The sequence below is a fragment of the Providencia sp. PROV269 genome, from assembly GCF_028477785.1.
GTDB classification, from domain to species: domain Bacteria; phylum Pseudomonadota; class Gammaproteobacteria; order Enterobacterales; family Enterobacteriaceae; genus Providencia; species Providencia rettgeri.
Genome location: NZ_JAMPLV010000004.1, coordinates 135,961 through 158,291, shown reverse-complemented (window position 1 = coordinate 158,291; position 22,331 = coordinate 135,961). Strand labels below are relative to the sequence as shown.

Genomic DNA, 22,331 nt, shown 5'->3' with positions numbered 1-22,331 from the left:
GGGATTGGCAATGTCGCAGCAATCGAATAATAACAGTTCCACCCAAGAAACTGAGATCCAATTTACTGAGTTAACCGTACCGAAAGGCTCATCACTTAAATTAAGTGTGTTAGAAGAACAGCCGCAGGCTATTGTTGATGCGCTTAGCGAATTTTTTAAACAACACAAAGTCGTGAGACGCGGTTTTATGGTCTCCGCAGTAGAGAGTGATAACGCTGAAGAAACGCCAATATTAATGATAGCGTTAGAGTTTACTGCAGGGGCAGAAAATATTGATTCCATTATTCATGAGGCGGGGACACTTGCTTGTGAGTTTTTAGCCGATGACGAATCTATTGATTTTTGTGTGGTAAATGAGAATGAGCAAGGTGTCAGCCACTTTATTACTCAACATATTCAGCCTTTTTATCAGCGTCGCCTTGGTAGCTTCTTACGAGACACAATCCCAGTAAAAAACACCTAATAGTTCCATGTATAGAGTGAGAAAAATGTTTTTCTCACTCATAAAAGGCATATTGCTCATTTATTAAATATATATTCTGCTTACTATTTAAAAAATATTATTTCATTTCACTGTTTTTCTCGCCCATCATTTTTTCCGTTTTGTCTGATAGGTGTTCTAATCACATTCTGTTAAATTATATTGATAATTGAAACAATATCAGCAGTATTTATCTGTGTGTGTTTTTAGCCATTTCCAAGTATATAGTGGGTTTTAACCTCCTGTTAAAACCTTAAAAAAACAGAATAAATTTTAACTAATTAAAGGGCGGGCGGTAATGAAACAACAATCTAGTTGGGCTTCATTGGCGGGTCTAAAAACCAAAAAGCGTTATTTAGCACTTGCGTTGGCATCTGTCGTGGCATTGGCCGGTTGTGATAATACAGAAGAAGCAACCAAAAATGAGCCAAATGTTTCCACGACAGCGCCAGAAAATCAAACTAAAACAGCGCCAGTTGCAGAGCAGAAAAAAGCAGCACCGAAACTTTCCACTGAAGAAATGGTAAAAAAATATGCAGGGAAAGATCTCACCATTTTAGATGCGTCTGAATTGCAGCTTGATGGTGCGAGTGCCATGGTGGTGACATTCTCCGTTCCATTACAAGCAAACCAAGATTTTGGCCAGTACATAAACCTCATTGATGTTAAAACCGGTAAGTTAGATGGCGCTTGGGAACTGTCTGATAACCAAATGGAATTACGTTTTCGTCACCTTCCACCGTCTAAAGAATTAAACCTCACCATTAACCCGGGCATTAAAGCGGTTAATGAGCGTACAACGACCGAAAGTTTTGAGAAAAAACTCACCACGGCGCAAATCATCCCAACAGTTGGTTTTGCAAGTAAAGGCTCTTTATTACCGAGTAAAGTCGCACAGGGTTTACCTGTGATTGCGCTGAATGTTGATAAGGTTGATGTTAATTTCTTCCGTGTGGATGAAAAGCAGCTGCCACAATTTTTAGCGCAGTGGCAGTATCGTAGTAATTATGAGTATTGGTATTCAGAAGAGTTTCTCGACAAAGTGGAGCTGGCTTATACCGGCCGTTTTGATTTAAATCCAGATAAAAATACTCGCCAAACTATTTTACTTCCGTTGAAAGATGTCAAAGAATTACAGCAAGATGGCGTATATTTGGCCATCATGCAAAAAGCAGGCAGCTATAGCTATCAATTCCCTGCAACCGTCTTCACATTAAGTGATATTGGCGTGTCACTACACAGTTACCAAGACCGAGTCGATATTTTCACGCAATCCTTAGCGAAAGGCTCTGCCATTAAAGGCGTTGAGCTACGTATTTTGGATGAAAAAGGTCAGTTAGTGACAAAAGGCACCACAGATGGTGATGGTCACGCTCAATTAGATAAATTAGCGGGTGGAAAATTATTACTGGCAACCCATGAAGGGCAAACCAGTATGATTGATCTCACGCAGCCGGCACTTGACCTGTCTGAATTTGATATTTCAGGGCCAGAAGGCTATGCAAAACAATTTTTCACCTTTGGGCCGCGTGATTTATATCGTCCGGGTGAACTGCTGCTGGTGAATGGCTTACTGCGTGATGGCGATGGTAACCCAGTTAAAACTCAGCCGGTTAAAGTTGATGTATTAAAAACAGATGGGCAAGTGGTTCGTAGTTTCGTGTGGCAGCCGGAAGAAAACCAAAATGGGTTATATCAATACCAATTTGAAATTCCTAAAAATGCAGAAACGGGCGGTTGGTCGTTACGTTTTGATTTAGGTGACGGTTCACCACAACGCTATTACAAATTCAATGTTGAAGATTTCATGCCAGAACGCATGGCGCTGGAAATTGTTGGCAGTGATGTTCCTCGTTTAACAGACCAGTCGGTTGATTTTGATATTCAAGGCCGTTATTTATACGGAGCACCTGCAGCAGACAACCAGTTGCAAGGCCAAATTGTTTTAAAAGCAGACCGTGAAGCGGTAGCAAAATTACCCGGTTTTGAATTTGGCGCTGTCAATGAAGAGGGCTTACCTCGTAAATTAGATGAGTTTGACTTGACGCTGGACAGCAACGGTGAAACCGTCATTTCAATTCCAAACAGTAATTGGAGCTCAACACGTTCACCAATTTCGGCCGTTTTACAAGCAAGTTTACTCGAAGCTGGCGGACGTCCAGTGACGCGTCGTGCTGAGCAAGCCATTTGGCCTGCGGAAAAACTAGTCGGTATTCGTCCATTATTTGCCAAAAAAGAAATTTACGATTACCGCACAGATCGTTATGTCAAACGCCACAATGTGGATGAAAATTCACTCGCAGAATTTGAATTAGTCATGGCGGATGCGGCGGGTAATAAACTAGCGGCAGAAAACTTAACCGTGCGTTTAGTGTACGAACGCCGTGATTATTACTGGAGTTGGTCTGAAAGTGGTGGCTGGTCTTCAAATTATGACCAAAAAGACCTCGTTATGGCAAATGAAAATATTGCCATCGCGAAAGATGGAACGGCGAAAGTCTCCTTCCCTGTGGATTGGGGCGCATTCCGTTTAGAGGTATTAAACCCAGAGAATCAGCTCGTTTCTAGCGTTCAATTCTGGGCGGGGTATTCATGGCAAGATAACACGGGGGGAAGCGGTTCAGTTCGTCCTGACCAAGTGAAACTCAGCCTGAATAAGCCTGCGTATTTACCAGGTGAAAAAGCCAAAGTTCGCATTGAATCCCCTAAAGCCGGTAAAGGCTATATATTGCTCGAGTCGAGTAATGGCCCACTGTGGTGGGAAGAAATTGATGTACCAGAAAAGGGCTTAGACGTTGAAATCCCAGTCAATAAAGAGTGGGCTCGTCATGATTTATACGTTTCTGCCGTCGTTGTTCGTCCAGGTGATGACTCTAAAGAAGCCACGGTGAAACGTGCGGTGGGTGTGTTGCATTTACCAATTGCAGATGAAAACCGTAAGATTGCGTTGGCCTTAACGACGCCAGACAAAATGCGCCCTAATCAAGACTTAACGGTAAAAATTAAAGCGACAGCGCAAGATGGCAAACCGTTACCTGAAAAAGTGAATGTGCTGTTATCTGCAGTTGATACTGGTGTATTAAATATCACGGATTTCAAAACCCCAGACCCGTATGACGCCTTTTTTGGCCGCAAGCGCTATGGCGTTGATCAGTATGACGTTTATGGCCACTTAATTGAAGGACAAGGTAAGATTGCTAACTTACGCTTTGGTGGTGACAGCGAGGATGCGGCATTAGAGCGTGGTGGTATGAAGCCACTCACTGAAGTGCAAATCATTGCGGAGCAAGCCAAACCTGTCACATTAAATAAAGACGGTGAGGGTGAAATTAGCCTTGCTATCCCTGATTTTAACGGGGAATTACGTGTGATGGCCCAAGCATGGAATGAAAAAGAGTTCGGCCATGCGGATAGCAAAGTGATTGTCGCGGCACCATTAGTGACACAAATGTCGATGCCTCGCTTTATGGCGGGCGGTGATAAGTCTTACTTTGCGCTTGATTTGACCAATATGACGGATAACACACAAAATGTGACTGTTAATTTCAAGGCATCAGGAATGGTGAAACTTGATGGCGTCAGCAGCCGTGAGTTGGAGTTACCAAAAGGCAAACGCACCACCATTAATTTACCTGTCAGAGCAGACTACGGCTTCGGTGAAGGCGAAGTTTCGATGACCATTAATGGCGTGAAAATTCAAGGCGAAGCCAATAAAGACTACAGCAATAGTTGGAAAGTGGGTGTTCGTCCGGCACAGCCAGCAGAAACGGTTTCTTTTGCCACTTCCATTGAGCCAGGTACTTCATGGGCACTGCCAACTAACCAAATTGCAGGCCTGCAACCGGATACCATTGAAGGGCAAGTTCTGTTAACCAGCCGTCCGCCATTAGATATCTCACGTTATATTCGAGAGTTATTTGCTTATCCATACGGTTGTTTAGAGCAAACTATCAGTGGTTTATACCCTTCATTGTTCTCAACCCAAGCCGAACTGAATAAGTTAGGGATTAAAACGCAAACAGATGCGGACCGCCATAAAGCGATTGAAATTGGTATTCCACATTTGTTAAGTATGCAACGTAATGATGGCGGTTTTTCATTATGGGATAGGAACGGTCGCGAAGAGTATTGGTTAACTGCGTATGCGGCGGATTTCTTGAATAAAGCCAATCAACGTGGCTTTACTGTCCCGCAAGAGGCGATAAGTAACGCCAATACGCGTCTACTGAGCTATTTACAGGATGGTAGTCAAATCAACTACCCGTATACGGAAAACCATGAGGGCGCTCGTTTTGCTACTCAGGCCTATGCAGGTTTAGTGTTAGCATCACAGCAAAAAGCACCGTTAGGCGCATTACGTCAACTTTATAACCAAAGAAACTCTGCAGCAAGTGGCTTACCTCTGGTTCAGCTTGGAGTTGCATTGAACTTGATGGGTGATAAATCACGTGGTGAGAGTGCAGTGATTGACGGACTGAAAAAACAACGTAACCGCTACAGCTATGTTGGGGATTACGGTTCGGTGATCCGTGATGATGCGATGATTGTTGCGCTATTAAATGAATATAATTTAATGCCAAAATCCCGTGACCAAAAACTTCAAACTTTATCTAATAATTTGACTTCTCAACGTTATTTCTCAACACAAGAGAGCAATGCGTTATATTTAGCAGGTCGTTTCTACTTAAATGAAAGTGAAGCACCGTGGAAAGCTACGATTAATGGCCAAGAACCCCCAATGGTCTCAGATAAACCTGTAAGTGAATTCCTGAGTAAAGATCAATTGGAGACAGGTTATAGCATCGAAAACAGCGGAACGAATACTTTGTATACACGCTTAAATGTGGTGGGTTATCCGCAACATTCACCAAAACCAAGCTCGAATGTATTAGGTATCACTCGTAGCTACTATGATATGAAAGGCAATCGCATTTCGTTAGATAGATTAAGAAGCGGTGAAATGGTGGTGGTTAAACTGGAAGTTCAAGCATCCCAAAGTGTGCCAGATGCGTTAGTGGTTGACTTGCTGCCCGCAGGCTTAGAACTGGAAAACCAAAATTTAGCGAACAGTAGCGCTAATTTGAGTGAGTCCGCGCCGAACCTGCAAGAATTAATTGATGACATGCAGCAATCGCAAATACGCCATATGGAATACCGTGATGACCGTTTTGTGGCTGCGGTTGAAGTTCAGCAATACCGCCCAACGACCTTAGTCTACTTAGCGCGAGCGGTGACGCCGGGTGTGTATAGTATTCCGGTACCACAAGTTGAATCAATGTATGTCCCTGACTGGCGTGCGACTGGCTACTCGGATGGCCAATTAGAAATCGTTCGCTAATCACCTTCTAAAGCCCTTATATTGATACTCAGATATAAGGGCTTTTTTAATTTATTTTCGGTACTCCCATCAATGAAAAAATGGTTACGTCGCACAGGCATCACACTGGTTCTGTTGGTCATTATTTTGCCACTGGCTTTTTTAGCTGCTGATAAAATTTGGCCGTTGCCGATTAAGCAAATTGAAATGGCACGAACCGTGGTTGCAGCTGATGGTACACCATTGTGGCGCTTTGCAGACAAAGAAGGAATTTGGCGCTTTCCTGTTACACTCGAAGAGGTTTCTCCTGATTTTATCGAAGCGTTATTAACGTATGAAGACCGCCATTTTTACCGTCACCCGGGGGTAAACCCGTTTTCGTTAGTTAGGGCAGCGGGGCAGTTTGTGAGTTCAGGGCGTATTGTGTCGGGCGGAAGTACCATTTCGATGCAAGTTGCACGGTTAATTGACCCCCATGAAAGAACATTGGGCGGTAAGCTGAAACAGCTTTGGCGTACGGCTCAACTCGAATATCACTATTCGAAAGATGAAATTTTAGAAATGTATTTAAACCGTGCTCCGTATGGCGGAACCATTGAAGGTATTGGCGCAGCTAGTTGGGTATATTTGAATAAGTCACCGGCAAAATTGACGGCGAGTGAAGCGGCTCTCTTTGCTGTTCTACCTCAAGCCCCTAGCCGTTTAAGGCCAGACCGTTATCCACAAAGGGCACAAGCCGCCCGTGATAAAGTATTGGATAGGTTAGAAGAATACCAAGTCTGGAGCTCTGAAAAAGTTGCCGATATTAAACAAGAACAAATTTGGTTAGCACCGCGAAAGAATCCGCATTCAGCCCCTTTGCTTGCAAGGAGGGTGACCATAGATACGCAACAGTCCATCATTGAAACCACTATCGATGCCAGTTTGCAAAGGCAACTGGAAGACATGGCCATGAATTGGAAAAACCAACTACCAAAACAAACATCATTGGGAATTTTGGTGGTTGATCATACAGATATGGCAGTGAAAGCGTATATTGGCTCAATTGATTTTCAGGATGATAGCCGTTTTGGTCATGTGGACATGATTAGTGCTTGGCGCTCTCCAGGCTCAACGTTAAAACCATTCTTATACGCATTAGCTATGGATGACGGGCTCATCCATGCGGAATCGTTATTACAAGATGTTCCACGGCGCTTTAATGATTATCGTCCGGGGAACTTTGACAGTGGTTTTAATGGGCCAGTGAGTGTTAGCGATGCGCTCGTTCGTTCATTGAATTTACCGGTGGTTCAGTTGTTAGATGTGTATGGCAGCAAACGATTTACGGCTCAACTGCGCAATGTTGGGACTGAGCTACGTTTTCCGTTAGGTAGTGAACCAAACTTGTCGCTGATTTTAGGCGGCACAGCCACACGGATGGAAGATTTAGTTTCTGCCTATAGCGCATTTGCGCGAAAAGGTAATGTGTCACCGTTACGTTTTAAACCAGCCGATGAAATTCGCGATAGAGTGTTGATGTCACCGGGAGCTGCATGGATAGTACGCCGTATTATGGGGGGGGAAGCACGCCCTGTTCCTGAGGCTAATTTATCAGGGCAACTCAATTTGGCATGGAAAACGGGAACCAGTTATGGTTATCGCGATGCGTGGGCGATTGGTGTTAATCCACGTTATACCATCGGCGTTTGGGTTGGGCGGCCTGATGCGACACCCGTTGCGGGACAACTAGGCTTTGCAACCGCCATTCCGATTATGAACCAAATTAATGGCATGTTACTGAGCAAAATCTATCAATCCCACGAACCACTACCAAAAGATGTAAAACCTGCCAGTGTGAGCCAAGCGGTGATCTGCTGGCCGGGAGGAACTTCATTACTGAAAGACGATAATAACTGCCGCCAAAGGCGTCTTAGTTGGATCTTGGATAATACCATTCCGCCTACTTTAATGGCGCGAGATCAAGAGTCACTATTAGGATTAAGACAAAAAATCTGGGTAAATGACAAAGGGCTTCAAGTCGCGGCAGATTGCCCAAATGCCCAAGAAAAAGAAGTACATTTATGGCCTATTACCGTCGAATCTTGGTTGCCATCAAGTGAAAAACGTGAGAACCGTTTACCCAAAGCGGATTTAGCGTGTCCACCGATGAAGCTAGAAATGCCGCCATTATTGATTTCTGGTATCCGTGATGGGGAGGTTTTACAGCGTCTATCCGGGAAAACCAGCTTAGATTTACGTTTAGTCACGCAGGGTGGGCAAGGGCAGAAATGGTGGTTTTTAAACGGAGAACAAGTGAATACAACCGAGCAAAACGGTTCTATTTTGCTGACACTCGATAAAAGTGGGAACTACCAAATTTCGGTATTAGATTTAAGCGGCCAAGTGACGGCAATGAGGTTTAGAGTGAAGTAATAGATGAAAAACGTGACTTACCCGAAAAAATAGTGTTTTTTGCTATAAAAAATTTAACAAAATGTTGTTGTGACTGTAGGAAATTGTAATCAGAGCCCCTATAATCATCGCCTTATTTTTCTTTTTCCTAGATATGGTTGCTTTTGAAGTCTAAAGGCCTAACAATAGAATTAGAAATAATATAAAAAACTACAACATGCCTATTTTAAGTTCTTGCATCCTAAGTTACAGGGAAGAATAAAGAATAAAGGCCTAATGAATCGCTAAGAGGTTATTTATGACTGTTCAACGTACATTTTCTATTATTAAACCAAACGCTGTGAAGAAAAACGTTATTGGTGCAATCTACAACCGTTTTGAAAGCGCGGGTTTCACAATCATCGCTGCTAAAATGATGCATTTGACTCGTGAGCAAGCTGAAGGCTTCTACGCTGAACACAAAGGCCGTCCTTTTTTTGAAGGTCTGGTTGAATTCATGACTTCAGGCCCTATCATGCTGCAAGTGTTAGAAGGTGAAAACGCAATCCAACGTCACCGTGACCTGATGGGCGCAACTAACCCAGATAACGCATTAGCGGGTACTTTACGTGCAGACTACGCAGACAGTTTCACTGAAAACGCAACTCACGGTTCAGACTCTGAAGAATCTGCTGCACGTGAAATCGCGTATTTCTTCACTGCTGATGAAATCTGCCCACGCTAAGACTTCTTTAACTAATGCATTAGCATTATTGTTATAAAGTTTGTACAATGCGACGCCCTGCTATGATTAGCGGGGCGATTATATTTTTAAGACCGCAAAAATTACGTCGTGCTATACTCACTACTAGCACTGCCGAAAGTGTAACAACGAGGCAATACACCATGTCTGATATGACGACAGATGCACAATGTGCAACTTCTTCCGCTATTTCTGTCACACCAGAAAAAACGAACCAAAAAACCAATTTACTCGATTTAAACCGCAAGCAAATGCGCGAGTTCTTTGCTCAAATGGGTGAAAAACCGTTCCGCGCGGATCAGGTCATGAAATGGATTTATCATTATTGCTATGATGATTTTGACCAAATGACCGATATTAATAAAGTCCTTAGAGCAAAACTGAAAGAAGTCGCGGAAATTCGTGCACCAGAAGTCGCTGATGAACAGCGTTCATCAGATGGCACCATTAAGTGGGCAATCAAAGTGGGTGACCAACTGGTTGAAACGGTGTATATCCCAGAAGCAGACCGTGCAACATTGTGCGTTTCTTCACAAGTGGGTTGCGCATTGGAATGTAAATTCTGCTCTACGGCGCAACAAGGCTTCAACCGTAACTTACGTGTTTCAGAAATTATTGGTCAGGTTTGGCGAGCTGCCAAAATTATTGGTTCACTGAAATCCAGTGGACGTCGTCCAATTACCAACGTTGTGATGATGGGAATGGGCGAACCATTGCTGAATTTGAATAATGTCGTCCCTGCGATGGAAATTATGTTAGATGACTTCGGCTTTGGTCTATCTAAGCGCCGTGTCACGATTTCCACTTCAGGTGTTGTGCCTGCACTGGATAAGCTAGGGGATATGATTGATGTTGCGTTAGCGATTTCATTGCATGCGCCAACAGATGATATCCGTGACGATATCGTTCCAATTAATAAAAAATACAATATTGAAACCTTCCTCAACAGTGTGAATCGTTATTTAACGAAATCGAATGCTAATGCAGGGCGAGTAACTGTTGAGTATGTGATGTTAGATCACGTGAACGACAGTGTTGAGCAAGCACATCAATTAGCGGAATGTTTAAAAAATACACCGAGTAAGATTAACTTAATTCCATGGAACCCGTTCCCAGGGGCGCCATACGGTAGAAGTTCGAATAGTCGTATTGACCGTTTTTGTAAAGTATTGATGGGATATGGTTTTACCACGATAGTGCGCAAAACACGCGGTGATGATATTGATGCTGCCTGTGGGCAACTTGCTGGCGACGTGATCGACAGAACAAAACGAACGTTGAAAAAACGCTTAGCAGGGGAACCTATCAAGGTAAAAACAGTCTGATTTATAAATAGGCTTGAATCAGTGAATTAGGTGATGATTTAGGGCGTTTTAGAGTTAGGCAAAACGCCTTTGTTCACCTACAATAGTTGAAGCAATAAGAAAAATTTAATTGTTGTTTCAACATGATGATAAATTATTGACGAATAAAGCTGCTCAATGTTTGCTTTATATCTTTTAAACTTGGAAATAGTGTTGCCAGCAAATGACTATCGAAAATAATACCGAACAAGCTACGACCACAGTAGGACAATTATTGACGCAAGCACGTGAGCGCATGGGGCTAACCCAAGATGTTGTTGCAGAACGATTGTGCCTTAAAATCAGTACGGTAAAAGAGATAGAACAAGATATTGCTCCCGCTGGCGTGGAACCAACATTTTTACGAGGCTATATTCGTCTTTACGCTCGTATGGTAGGTATACCCGAAAGCGAATTAAAAACGTATATGAAAACGGAAGAAACCGTTACGTTAGCCAAAGTTTCTCCTATGCAAAGTTATTCTTTGGGGAAAAAACGCAAAAAGCGCGAAGGTTGGTTAATGAAGCTGACTTGGTTGATTGTGATTGTTCTTATCGCAATGGTTGGCATATGGTGGTGGCAGGATCATAACGCTCAAAAAAATGAGCTAGTTTCAATGGCAAATCAAAATGATTTGATTTTGTCCCAGCAAGATAATAACACCACACCGGTTGAATTACTGACATCAACAGAGGTCGTCTCAACTGACACGGCGCCTGTTGTACCGGAAAATACTCTTGAATTACAAACTCAAGAGCCCGTATTAGCGACTGACCCTATTACCGAGCCTGTCAAAACAATTCCATTGCCTAATGCACCGCAATCTTCAGTTGCATTAGACAGAACACAAAATACAGAAACGGCTGAACCTGTTGCTGCAAGCAGCCAAGCCCTAGTATTGAATTTTACTGGCCAGTGCTGGTTAGAAATTCGTGATGCGAATAATAAAATCTTATTTAGTGGCACCAAAAATAATGGTGATAAGTTGGAACTTGATGGGCCGCAACCTTATCGCCTGAATATTGGTGCACCAGCGAATGTCACTGTACAGTTTCAAGGCAATACTGTTGATTTAAGCCGCTTCATTAAAGCGAAACGTCCAGCAAAATTGAAGTTACCTGAAGCCTAAAAACAGACAGGTAAAAAGAAGCAAACTATATCCGAAAACATCTTTTTTGATAGGCTATAGTTTGCTTTCTTGTGTATAGTTGAGCGTATAAAAATAATCGTTAAAACTATATCGCGGTAACAAAGAATATCACGGTAATAAAGAGTACCACGGTAACAAAGAGCACATGGACGTTCGGAGAATTAAACCAAAATGCATAATGAATCACCGATAAAAAGACGTAAATCCACCCGTATTAATGTAGGTAGCGTACCCGTAGGCGATGGCGCTCCTATCGCTGTCCAGTCAATGACTAATACCCGTACAACTGATGTCGAAGCCACAGTTCGCCAAATAAAATCCCTTGAGCGTGTGGGTGTTGATATTGTGCGTGTTTCTGTTCCTACCATGGATGCCGCTGAAGCATTTAAATTGATTAAACAACAAGTTAGCGTTCCATTGGTGGCGGATATCCATTTTGACTATCGTATTGCATTAAAAGTGGCAGAATACGGCGTTGATTGCTTGCGTATTAACCCAGGTAATATTGGTAGCGAAGAACGAATTCGCCAAGTTGTTGATTGCGCACGCCACTACAATATTCCGATTCGTATTGGGGTTAATGGTGGCTCCCTTGAAAAAGATATTCAAGAGAAGTACGGCGAGCCAACACCTGAAGCATTGGTTGAGTCGGCAATGCGTCATGTGGACATCCTAGATAGGCTTAATTTTGATCAGTTTAAGGTTAGTGTAAAAGCATCAGATGTATTTCTTGCTGTCGGCTCTTACCGTTTATTAGCGAATAAAATCGATCAACCACTGCATTTAGGGATTACCGAAGCCGGTGGTGCCCGTGCAGGTTCAGTAAAATCTGCAATTGGCTTAGGAATGCTATTGTCTGAAGGTATCGGTGACACCTTGCGTATTTCTTTAGCTGCTGACCCTGTTGAAGAAGTTAAAGTGGGTTTTGATATCTTAAAATCACTGCGAATTCGTTCACGTGGTATTAATTTTATTGCTTGCCCAACTTGTTCACGGCAAGAGTTTGATGTGATTGGTACCGTGAATGAATTAGAACAGCGTTTAGAAGATATCATTACACCAATGGATGTATCGATTATTGGCTGTGTGGTTAATGGCCCCGGTGAAGCGGAAGTTTCTACGCTAGGCGTTGCAGGGGCAAAAACCAAGAGCGGTTTTTATGAAGACGGTAAACGACAAAAAGAGCGTTTTGATAATGACAACATTATCGACCAGTTAGAGGCTAAAATTCGAGCCAAAGCGGCGATGATGGATGAAAGCAAGCGGATTGAAGTCAACTTAAAAGACTAATTTTGTGTATTCTACTGCTAAGCGGCTCACCGAGTCGTTTGGCATGTTTAGAACAAACACTCTATCAATCATCCGCATTTTTTTCTAAAATCGGTCGCTCACCGTACAAATTGACAGATAAATCCCGATTAGTATCAGTAATTGGTGTTTGTTGATTGAACCAGATGATATTTCGCTCTTATAATCAAACTTATGTAATTCTGAAAATAGAGAAATAAAGTGGGAAAAAATATCCAAGCCATTCGCGGTATGAATGATTACTTACCAGCTGACACGCGTGTATGGCAGAAAATCGAAGCAACATTGAAAAATATTTTACAGGGTTATGGTTTTAGTGAAATTCGTACCCCGATTGTAGAGCAGACCCCGCTATTTCGCAGAGCGATTGGTGAAGTGACGGATGTCGTTGAAAAAGAAATGTACACTTTCAATGACCGTAACGATGAAAGTCTGACATTACGCCCTGAAAATACCGCAGGTTGTGTCCGTGCCGGTATTGAGCATGGTTTGCTGTACAATCAGGAACAGCGTTTGTGGTATTTAGGACCTATGTTCCGTTATGAGCGCCCACAAAAAGGCCGTTATCGTCAATTTCACCAGTTAGGGGCTGAAGTTTTTGGTCTTGCGGGTCCTGATATCGATGCTGAAGTCATCTTAATGACGGCACGCTGGTGGAAAGCGTTAGGCATTAGTGAGCATGTGACTTTAGAGCTGAACTCGATTGGCTCATTAGAAGCGCGTGCCAATTACCGTGAGGCTTTAGTTGCTTTCTTAGAACAGCATAAAGACAAGCTGGATGAAGATTGTAAGCGTCGCATGTATACAAATCCTCTACGTGTTTTGGATTCTAAAAATCAAGAAATTCAGGCTTTATTGAATGATGCACCTGAACTGTTTGATTACCTTGATGTCGAATCACGTGAGCACTTTGATGGCTTATGTAAGTTATTAGAAGCAGCAGGGGTTAAATACCGCGTTAATCAACGCTTAGTTCGTGGTCTTGACTACTACAACCGCACCGTTTTTGAATGGGTAACAACGGCACTGGGCTCACAAGGCACAGTTTGCGCGGGCGGTCGATATGACGGCTTAGTTGAACAATTAGGCGGTCGTGCAACACCTGCGGTTGGTTTTGCCATGGGTATGGAACGGATGGTGTTGTTAGTCCAAGAAGTGAACCCAGAATTTACAGCGGATGCTTCAGTTGCTGATGTTTATCTTGCTTCTTTTGGCGAAGATAGCCAACAAGCAGCGATATTAGTAGCCGAAAAAGTACGTGATGCACTACCAACACTACGGTTAATGACTAACCACGGTGGTGGTAACTTCAAGAAACAGTTAGCAAGAGCGGACAAACAAGGCGCTAAAATTGCACTGATCTTGGGGGAAGATGAAATTAAAAATAGCCAAGTCACATTGAAAGATTTACGCACAGGCGTACAAGAAACTATTTCGCAGCAACTTATGGCGTCACGCATCGCCGAGTTATTAGGTTAAGGAGAGACAAGTGGAAGTCTATACAAACGAAAATGATCAAGTCGATGCGATTAAACGCTTTTTTGCGAATAATGGCGTGGCATTAGTTGTTGGCCTCGTAATTGGTGTTGGTGGTGTATTTGGTTGGAACTACTGGCAGTCTCATAAAACGAATGTACTGCAGGAAAGCGCTCAAAAGTTTGAAGCAGTAAATAGCCAATTACGTTCAGGCTCAGAGCAAGGCATTGTTGCAGCGCAAAAATTCGCGGCTGAAACCGACGATGTATACAGTGCGATGATGGGCTTAGAGCTTGCACAAATCGCGGTGGATAAAGGCGATTTAGCTAATGCACAAACTGCATTGACCAATGCACTAGCCAAGGCAAAAACCGTGGATATGCAAGATTTAATTAACTTGCGTTTAGCGCGAGTGCAATTAGCCCAAGGTAATGCTGATGGCGCGATAGCGTCAGTTGCAAATATTAAAAGTAAATCATGGCAAGCAACGGCACAGGATGTCCGTGGCGATGCTTTACTCCATAAGGGCGATAAAGCTGGTGCAAAAGCCGCTTATGCTCAGGGGTTAGAAAGTGAAGGCTCTCAATCTATTAGAGGTATTTTGACTCTGAAGTTGAACAACGTATCTAATTCATAAGAAGAAAGGAAACGACAAACATGCAGTTGCGCAAAACACTTTTAGTTGGCCTAGTCGCTTCAGCTTTACTTGCCGGTTGTTCCAGCGAAACTGATTCTATTATCATGGCGCCACTTCCACAGGTTGAAAATCAATTCACCCCATCAATTGTTTGGGATAAATCGGTTGGAAATGGTGTTGAACAATTTTATTCTGAATTATCACCTGTTTGGGATGGTTCAGCCGTTTATGCAGCAGACCGCAAAGGTTTAGTTAAAGCCTTTGAACTCGATAGTGGCAAAGAACTGTGGTCAGTCGATTTATCTAAACGCACGGGTTTTCTTTCTGCTAACTTATCGGCATTGCTATCAGGTGGTTTAACCGTTGATGGTGATAAAATTTTTGTGGGTACTGAGCGCGGAACCGTTATTGCTCTGAACAAAGAAGATGGCCAAGTTGCTTGGGATGTCGAAGTTGCAGGCGAAGCCCTTTCTAAACCTGTTGTGAGTAACGACTTTGTTATTATTCACACCAGTAATGGTCAACTACAAGCTTTAGATGTCAATAGTGGTGAAATCAAGTGGACCGTTAACATGGATACACCATCGTTGTCATTACGTGGTGAATCTGCTCCTGCGGTTGCTTTTGGTGCTGCGATTGTCGGTGGGGATAACGGCCGTGTCAGTGCGGTGCTATTGTCTCAAGGTCAGTTAATTTGGCAACAACGTATTTCTCAAGTGACAAGTTCGACAGAAATCGGCCGTTTAAATGATGTCGATATGACACCAATTATTGATGACGGTAAAGTGTATGCGATTGCTTATAATGGTACTTTAGCCGCACTGGATATGCGTTCAGGTCAAATTCTGTGGAAACGCGAGCTTGGCTCAATCAATGACATGGTGATGTCAGGTGAAAACCTGTATCTTGTCGACCAAAATGATCGCGTGTTATCTGTTCGTAAAAGCGATGGTGTAACGCTGTGGACACAGGAAGAACTGCTAAACCGCGGGCTATCTGCGCCAGAAATGTATAATGGCTATCTTGTGGTCGGTGATAAAGAAGGTTATCTGCATTGGTTAGATATGAGTACGGGCGGGTTTGTAGCACAAAACAAATTAAACAGCTCCGGTATTCACAGTCGTCCAGTGGTTGCAAGTGATAAGCTAATGGTTCAGACAAAAAACGGAACAGTTTACCTCTTAACACGTTAATTTTCTGACAAACCGCCAATTTATCGATAAAATCAACGGTTCCTGAAGATAGGAGCCGTTTCGTTTTTTGTTTTCTGAGTTAAAGCCTCAGAATTCCTTTAGTTAATAAAAGTTGTGAGGCATCTAAAAATGATACCCGTCGTAGCGCTGGTAGGGCGTCCAAACGTAGGAAAATCCACGTTATTTAACCGTTTAACCCGTACCCGTGACGCATTAGTAGCGGACTTTCCCGGTCTGACTCGTGATCGTAAATATGGTCGTGCTGAAGTTGAAGGGCATGAGTTCATTATTATAGACACGGGTGGTATCGATGGGACTGAGGAAGGCGTAGAGACGCACATGGCCGCACAGTCCTTGCAAGCAATTGAAGAGGCAGACATTGTTCTGTTTATGGTTGATGCAAGAGCCGGGTTAATGCCCGCTGATGAAGGCATTGCCAAACATCTTCGTAGTCGCAAGAAAAAAACCTATTTAGTCGCGAACAAAACCGATGGAATTGATGTAACTACGGCAATCGGAGATTTTTACTCGCTTGGCCTAGGCGAAATTCATCCGATCGCGGCATCACATGGTCGCGGTGTTACTCAGTTAATTGAACAGTCGTTGAAACCTTTTGTGGAAGAAGACGAGGAAGAAGTTGAGTTGACCGAGGAAGAAGAAAATGCGGCATATTGGGCTGAGTTAGAAGCTCAAGGTGAGCTTGATGAAGACGAAGAAGATGACTTTGACCCAACAACATTACCGATTAAATTAGCCATCGTTGGCCGTCCGAATGTCGGTAAATCGACATTAACCAACCGTATTTTAGGTGAAGAACGTGTTGTGGTGTTTGATATGCCAGGAACCACACGTGACAGCATTTACATCCCAATGGAACGCGATGAGCGTGAGTATATTTTAATCGATACCGCCGGTGTGCGTAAGCGTGGAAAAGTTACAGAAACAGTGGAAAAATTCTCTGTTATCAAAACATTGCAAGCGATTGAAGACGCGAACGTCGTACTCTTAGTTATCGATGCACGCGAAGGTATTTCAGACCAAGATTTATCTTTACTTGGCTTTATCCTCAATGCGGGGCGCTCATTGGTGATTGCAGTCAATAAATGGGATGGTATGAAGCCAGAAGACCGCGAGCACGTAAAAGACATGCTTGAACTGCGTCTTGGTTTTGTTGATTTCGCGCGTATTCACTTTATTTCTGCACTGCATGGTAGTGGAGTGGGTAATTTATTTGAATCAGTGCAAGAAGCTTATGAGTCTGCAACTCGTCGAGTAGGTACTGCATTATTAACTCGTATCATGAAGATGGCAGAAGATGAGCACCAACCGCCACTTATTCGTGGTCGTCGTGTTAAAATGAAGTATGCCCATGCTGGGGGACACAATCCACCGATTGTAGTGATCCACGGTAACCAAGTTTCTGATTTACCAGATAGCTATAAGCGTTATTTGATGAATTACTTCCGCCGTTCATTGCAAGTGATGGGAACGCCAATTCGAATTCTGTTTAAAGAGGGAGAAAACCCTTATGCAGATAAGAAAAATAAGTTAACGCCAACCCAGTTGCGTAAGCGTAAGCGTTTAATGCAGCATTTGAAAAAACGCTAGTCAATAAGGCGCTGATGAAAGCTTAATTAGCCCTATTGAACGCATAAAAGCCGTAACAAAGTCATTATGTTACGGCTTTTTAATATTATCTGGATAATACTTTAAGAATGAATATCGCCCTTACGTTACTAGCATATATCATGATGAACGTAAGGGTAAGAATCAAAGATTGAGGAAAATTATGGACACTCGTTCTTCTACACGTTTAAACAAATATATTAGTGAAAGTGGTATTTGCTCAAGGCGTGAAGCTGACCGTTATATTGAACAAGGTAATGTATTTATTAATGGTAAGCGTGCAGGAATTGGCGACCAAGTTTTTGCTGGTGACGTGGTAAAAGTTAATGGGCAATTAATAGAGCCGCGTAATGAAGAAGATTTAGTATTAATCGCACTCAATAAGCCTGTCGGTATTGTTAGTACGACAGAGAGTGGTGAAAAAGATAATATTGTTGATTATGTTAATCATAGTACCCGAATTTTCCCGATTGGCCGCTTAGATAAAGACTCTCAAGGGTTAATTTTTCTCACCAACCATGGGGATTTGGTGAATAAAATTTTACGGGCAGGCAATTCTCATGAAAAAGAGTATTTAGTCACGGTCAATAAACCCGTAACGGATGACTTTATTCGTGGAATGGGGGCTGGAGTACCCATTCTTGGAACAATGACGAAAAAATGTAAGGTTAAGAAAGAGGCTCCTTTTGTTTTTAGAATTACACTTGTACAAGGACTAAACCGTCAAATTCGTCGTATGTGTGAGCATTTTGGCTTTGAGGTCACCAAGCTTGAACGTGTTCGCATCATGAATGTTAAGTTAACAGGCATTCCTGTCGGGGAGTGGCGTGATTTAACTGATGATGAACTGATTGAATTATTTGATATGATGGAAAAATCTGAATCAGACGTAAAAGTAAAGAAGCCACAGAAGTCAGCTTCTGCTAACAAAAGTAATACAAAGCAGACTTCGCCAAGTAAACCCAAAGTAAAACCAGAAAACCCGACACGCAAAAAGTTTACACAACCAGGTAGAAAAAAGAAAAAACGTTAACGTGCAGGTTTGATTAATAAGGCTGAATAAAAGAGTTGTTTTGAGCTCTTTATTATCGGCCTTTATGTTTTACAGAAAAATTAATCTTAAATTAGTTTAAAACTGTTTATATAAATTATTGCAGTTTTAAAACTAGTCCAACATCTAACCAGCTTTGCTGTGTTTTTTGCGCGATATTATCATCAAATAATTTCTTAGCAGCACGGATCGTTGCATTAGCAAATTCGATGAAGTTGGCTCTCTTTGTCACATTATTGTCAGACACGGCTTCAAGCCAAATTTTACCGGCGATGTCCCATGTATAACCTCCAAGACTCTTAGCTAATAGGTAAAAGGCTCTATTTGGGATACCTGAATTAATATGTACGCCGCCATTGTCAATAAAAATAGGTAAATCCTGATATTGAGACATATGACCAACTTGCGGGTCTCTAACATCGTCAGAAAGATAATAAGCATCCCCTGGGTTTATCATAGAACGTAGTGCCGGCGCATTTATTTGGTCAATAAATAAATTTTCGCCTAGTAGCCAATTAGAAGTATCGGCTGTTTCATTATTTAAATATTGTTTCACCATAATCCCAAGTACATCTGCGACAGACTCATTGAGCGCACCAGATTGGTAAGTATATCTAAAATCAGCTTTTGAACTAATAAAGCCGTGAGCCAGCTCGTGAGCGATTATATCGATGTCATTATAGAATGGGCCAAAAACGATTCCATCCCCGTCACCAAAGAAAATAGCTTGAGAATTCCAAAATGCATTAGCGTAGTTTGTTCCATAATGGATAACCGCATTAATATCAGCAGAACAGCCAAAAATTTGGTCAATATTTAACTTTTCCTTAAAAAAGGTACGGATAATGCCAATTGAATTAAATACTTGCCCCGCTGGTTCTGATGGCGCATGAGTATCTTCTTCGCGCATAATCACCGCGTAGTCATCATGTGGCATATGGCTATCAGGTGAAAGTCCTGAACGTTCACAAATTGGCAGGTCGGAATGCCAGTGGTTTTTATGTGGGACAGGGCGTTGAGCATCGCGAATAAAGCGATTATAGCGCTTTCCTATCATATCTATAGGGCATGCTGAAAGATTATTGCGGTGGAGTAATGCATCTTCATGTGAATAGGTTCGGCTCATAATATCATTGATATGCGTGAGCGTTGATTTTAAGTCTGTGTGGCCTGATTTAGTGACTAAACTTGCTAATAAACAAGGTGATAATAATGAACGGCCTAAAATTTGATTCATATTACAACTCCATTCAGTTGGGTGAAATGGAATCATAATCTGTCGTGATTGATTTGTAACTACTTGATATTTAAGATTTATAATCAATAATTATTATTTTATGTTAGAAAGGTAGAACGGTTATTTTTCTACCTTAATTTATAAACCAGTGTTATCAATTATGGCGAAACCCACTCTTTATTTAAGACTAAAAATTCAGTATAGAGGGCAGCTTCTGGGCTATTAGGTTCTGGATGATAGTCGTATTCCCAGCGAACAAGCGGTGGCATTGACATTAAAATTGACTCTGTGCGGCCTCCGCTTTGTAAGCCAAATAATGTACCTCTATCCCATACTAAATTAAATTCTACGTAGCGACCACGACGATATAATTGGAATTGACGTTCTCTTTCACCCCATGAATGAGCTCGGCGTTTTTCAACAATCGGGACATAGGCATCTAAAAAACCATTACCCACCGCTTGAGTGAAGCTAAAACAAGACTCAAAACCACCTTGGTTAAGGTCATCATAAAATAGCCCACCAACACCTCGAGGTTCATTTCTATGTTTCAGGAAAAAGTATTCATCGCACCAATTTTTATATTTAGGATATACATCAGTCCCATAAGGGCGACATAGATCACGAGCAACGGTATGCCAGTGGATAACATCTTCATGAAAACCATAGAAAGGGGTTAAATCAAAACCGCCACCAAACCACCAAACGGGCTCATAACCTTCTTTTTCAGCGATAAAGAAACGAACATTAGCATGGGTAGTTGGAATGTAAGGATTCAGAGGGTGAATAACAAGAGAGACGCCCATTGCTTGGTAGCTACGGCCAGCAAGCTCGGGCCGATGTGCAGAGGCTGATGCTGGCAACTTTTCTCCTTTAATATGTGAGAAGTTAACCCCAGCTTGTTCAAATAATGCGCCTTTCGTTAGTACTCGGCTACGACCGCCACCACCTTCAGTTCGTTCCCATGTTTGTTCTAGAAAAGTTTGCTTACCATCTAGCTCAGTAATTTTTTGGCAAATAGTCTCTTGCAAGTTCTGCAAATAGGCTTTTACGCGATCAATATCTGGGTAATTCATTGTTTTATAATAGAACCATAGCAAAAAAATAATGGTTAAAGTATACCCTTTTACTCGAAGAAAGGCATATTGAATATTGATTGTGTTGCAAAAGCAGAGATAATGGCAGAAAGATTAGCTTAAGTAGGCAAATGAGATGGAAATACGAGTCTTTCGGCAAAGTGATTATGAAGACGTCCTGACCTTATGGGAGCGTTGTGCTCTCAATGAATTTTCAGGTGATCCTGAACTCGATATTGAACGCAAATTACAGTGTGGGGCCGACTTATTTTTAGTGGCTGAAGTTGCCGGTGAAATTGTCGGTACTATTATGGGGGGCTACGATGGCATTCGTGGCACAGCTGTTTATCTTGCTGTTCACCCTGAATATCGCGGTCGTGGTATTGCTAATGCATTAGTGAGTCGACTAGAAAAAAAACTGATAGCCAGAGGCTGCGGAAGAATAGAGTTATTAGTGAGTGAAGAGTCTGATGCGGCTATTTGTATGTTTGAAAAAATGTTGTATGAAGAAGAACAACCTGAACGTTTGATTTATTCGAAAAAATTAACGCACGAAACGGATTTTTAAGTTAATTGACTATTTATTTAACTTTCTATGGGAATGTTTTAGTAAATAGATTGTCACAATATGCATTATGCGACTCATAAAAGAGGATGATATGTCCCAACATGCAAAGTTGAACAGTAATAATGGATTATCGCCGTTGTTGAAGGTTTCTCTACTCTGTGGAGCAGCCTTGTTATCAGGGTGTGCGGGTGTGAAGGTTTTTTCGCCATCGACTTGGTTTAGTGGCCCGTTGGTAGTTTCTAGCTCAGGGCTTGGCCAAGTGACCAGTTTTACACCAATGCAAGCGGATATCATTAAGAAACAGCTTAATGACCGTTATACACTACGCAGCGGTATGCAAATGGAAAGTGGGGATGTGGTCACAGTTTTCCAAGGTATGGATGACAATGAAGTAAAATTAGAAATAGTGGGCCCTGAGCACGGTTATGTCTCACGTATTACGGTGAGTGATCCAAATATCGTCACCGAATGGGGGCCTGCAATTGGTACTGAATTTAGCGAAATTTACCAAAAAGCCTTCGGTATTTGCGGCTTAGGTGAACGAGTCAATGATGTTCCGACTATTGAATGTAATTCACCGCAATCAAGTAAAGTGGTTTACCGTTTTACAGGTAAATGGCAAGGGCCAGAAGATTTAATGCCCCCTGATGATGATCTGAAAACATGGCAAATCTCACAAATTATTTGGCATAAATAGTTTTATTTCGTTAATGATATCGCTGGGTCTATTCA

At 42.2% G+C, this 22,331-nt stretch carries 16 protein-coding genes; 14 read left to right on the top strand and 2 right to left on the bottom strand.

Features of this window, described 5'->3' with window-relative positions:
* The first annotated feature begins 10 nt into the window (after positions 1 to 10).
* The 12 genes from PR683_RS07160 to rluF all read left to right on the top strand — a co-directional run bounded on the left by PR683_RS07160 (position 11) and on the right by rluF (position 18,700).
* Positions 11 to 463 (top strand): enhanced serine sensitivity protein SseB C-terminal domain-containing protein, encoded by a 453-nt coding sequence (locus tag PR683_RS07160; RefSeq protein WP_004912652.1) that lies wholly within the window; start codon positions 11 to 13, stop codon positions 461 to 463.
* Between the two features lie 316 nt (positions 464 to 779).
* Positions 780 to 5,819 (top strand): alpha-2-macroglobulin family protein, encoded by a 5,040-nt coding sequence (locus PR683_RS07155; protein WP_211888292.1) that lies wholly within the window; start codon positions 780 to 782, stop codon positions 5,817 to 5,819.
* Between the two features lie 72 nt (positions 5,820 to 5,891).
* The gene (gene pbpC / locus PR683_RS07150; protein ID WP_272581730.1) at positions 5,892 to 8,213 is read left to right on the top strand and encodes a peptidoglycan glycosyltransferase PbpC; all 2,322 of its coding nucleotides are present in this window, start codon (positions 5,892 to 5,894) and stop codon (positions 8,211 to 8,213) included.
* A gap of 277 nt (positions 8,214 to 8,490) precedes the next feature.
* Positions 8,491 to 8,916, top strand: coding sequence for a nucleoside-diphosphate kinase (ndk, locus tag PR683_RS07145; RefSeq protein WP_004264899.1), 426 nt, complete (start codon positions 8,491 to 8,493; stop codon positions 8,914 to 8,916).
* 161 nt (positions 8,917 to 9,077) lie between these two features.
* Complete coding sequence (locus PR683_RS07140) at positions 9,078 to 10,259, top strand: bifunctional tRNA (adenosine(37)-C2)-methyltransferase TrmG/ribosomal RNA large subunit methyltransferase RlmN (protein WP_004912645.1); 1,182 nt, start codon at positions 9,078 to 9,080, stop codon at positions 10,257 to 10,259.
* Positions 10,260 to 10,461: 202 nt separating this feature from the next.
* A complete protein-coding gene (gene rodZ / locus PR683_RS07135) occupies positions 10,462 to 11,406 on the top strand; it encodes a cytoskeleton protein RodZ (RefSeq protein ID WP_004912642.1) in 945 nt (314 codons plus the stop codon).
* Positions 11,407 to 11,598: 192 nt separating this feature from the next.
* Positions 11,599 to 12,717 (top strand): flavodoxin-dependent (E)-4-hydroxy-3-methylbut-2-enyl-diphosphate synthase, encoded by a 1,119-nt coding sequence (gene ispG / locus PR683_RS07130; RefSeq protein WP_004264895.1) that lies wholly within the window; start codon positions 11,599 to 11,601, stop codon positions 12,715 to 12,717.
* A gap of 219 nt (positions 12,718 to 12,936) precedes the next feature.
* Positions 12,937 to 14,214 carry a histidine--tRNA ligase gene (hisS, locus tag PR683_RS07125; RefSeq protein ID WP_109911481.1) on the top strand — a complete coding sequence of 426 codons (1,278 nt, stop codon included), beginning with the start codon at positions 12,937 to 12,939 and terminating at the stop codon, positions 14,212 to 14,214.
* 10 nt (positions 14,215 to 14,224) lie between these two features.
* Positions 14,225 to 14,848, top strand: a complete 624-nt coding sequence (locus tag PR683_RS07120) for a YfgM family protein (protein ID WP_004912636.1) — start codon at positions 14,225 to 14,227, stop codon at positions 14,846 to 14,848.
* A gap of 20 nt (positions 14,849 to 14,868) precedes the next feature.
* The gene (bamB, locus tag PR683_RS07115) at positions 14,869 to 16,041 is read left to right on the top strand and encodes an outer membrane protein assembly factor BamB (RefSeq protein WP_004912633.1); all 1,173 of its coding nucleotides are present in this window, start codon (positions 14,869 to 14,871) and stop codon (positions 16,039 to 16,041) included.
* Positions 16,042 to 16,170: 129 nt separating this feature from the next.
* Positions 16,171 to 17,649, top strand: coding sequence for a ribosome biogenesis GTPase Der (der, locus tag PR683_RS07110; protein ID WP_004912629.1), 1,479 nt, complete (start codon positions 16,171 to 16,173; stop codon positions 17,647 to 17,649).
* Positions 17,650 to 17,830: 181 nt separating this feature from the next.
* Positions 17,831 to 18,700 (top strand): 23S rRNA pseudouridine(2604) synthase RluF, encoded by an 870-nt coding sequence (rluF, locus tag PR683_RS07105; RefSeq protein ID WP_109911482.1) that lies wholly within the window; start codon positions 17,831 to 17,833, stop codon positions 18,698 to 18,700.
* 115 nt (positions 18,701 to 18,815) lie between these two features.
* Here rluF and PR683_RS07100 read toward each other — a convergent pair whose 3' ends face one another.
* Complete coding sequence (locus tag PR683_RS07100; RefSeq protein WP_184957485.1) at positions 18,816 to 19,955, bottom strand: M4 family metallopeptidase; 1,140 nt, start codon at positions 19,953 to 19,955, stop codon at positions 18,816 to 18,818.
* Between the two features lie 158 nt (positions 19,956 to 20,113).
* Positions 20,114 to 21,031 carry an oxygen-dependent coproporphyrinogen oxidase gene (gene hemF / locus PR683_RS07095; RefSeq protein ID WP_272581729.1) on the bottom strand — a complete coding sequence of 306 codons (918 nt, stop codon included), beginning with the start codon at positions 21,029 to 21,031 and terminating at the stop codon, positions 20,114 to 20,116.
* A gap of 136 nt (positions 21,032 to 21,167) precedes the next feature.
* Between hemF and PR683_RS07090 the strand changes: the two genes are divergently transcribed.
* Together PR683_RS07090 and PR683_RS07085 are read left to right on the top strand one after the other, a co-directional pair.
* Positions 21,168 to 21,599 (top strand): GNAT family acetyltransferase, encoded by a 432-nt coding sequence (locus PR683_RS07090; protein ID WP_109911483.1) that lies wholly within the window; start codon positions 21,168 to 21,170, stop codon positions 21,597 to 21,599.
* Positions 21,600 to 21,690: 91 nt separating this feature from the next.
* The gene (locus PR683_RS07085) at positions 21,691 to 22,296 is read left to right on the top strand and encodes an RpoE-regulated lipoprotein (RefSeq protein ID WP_109911484.1); all 606 of its coding nucleotides are present in this window, start codon (positions 21,691 to 21,693) and stop codon (positions 22,294 to 22,296) included.
* Positions 22,297 to 22,331: the final 35 nt, after the last annotated feature.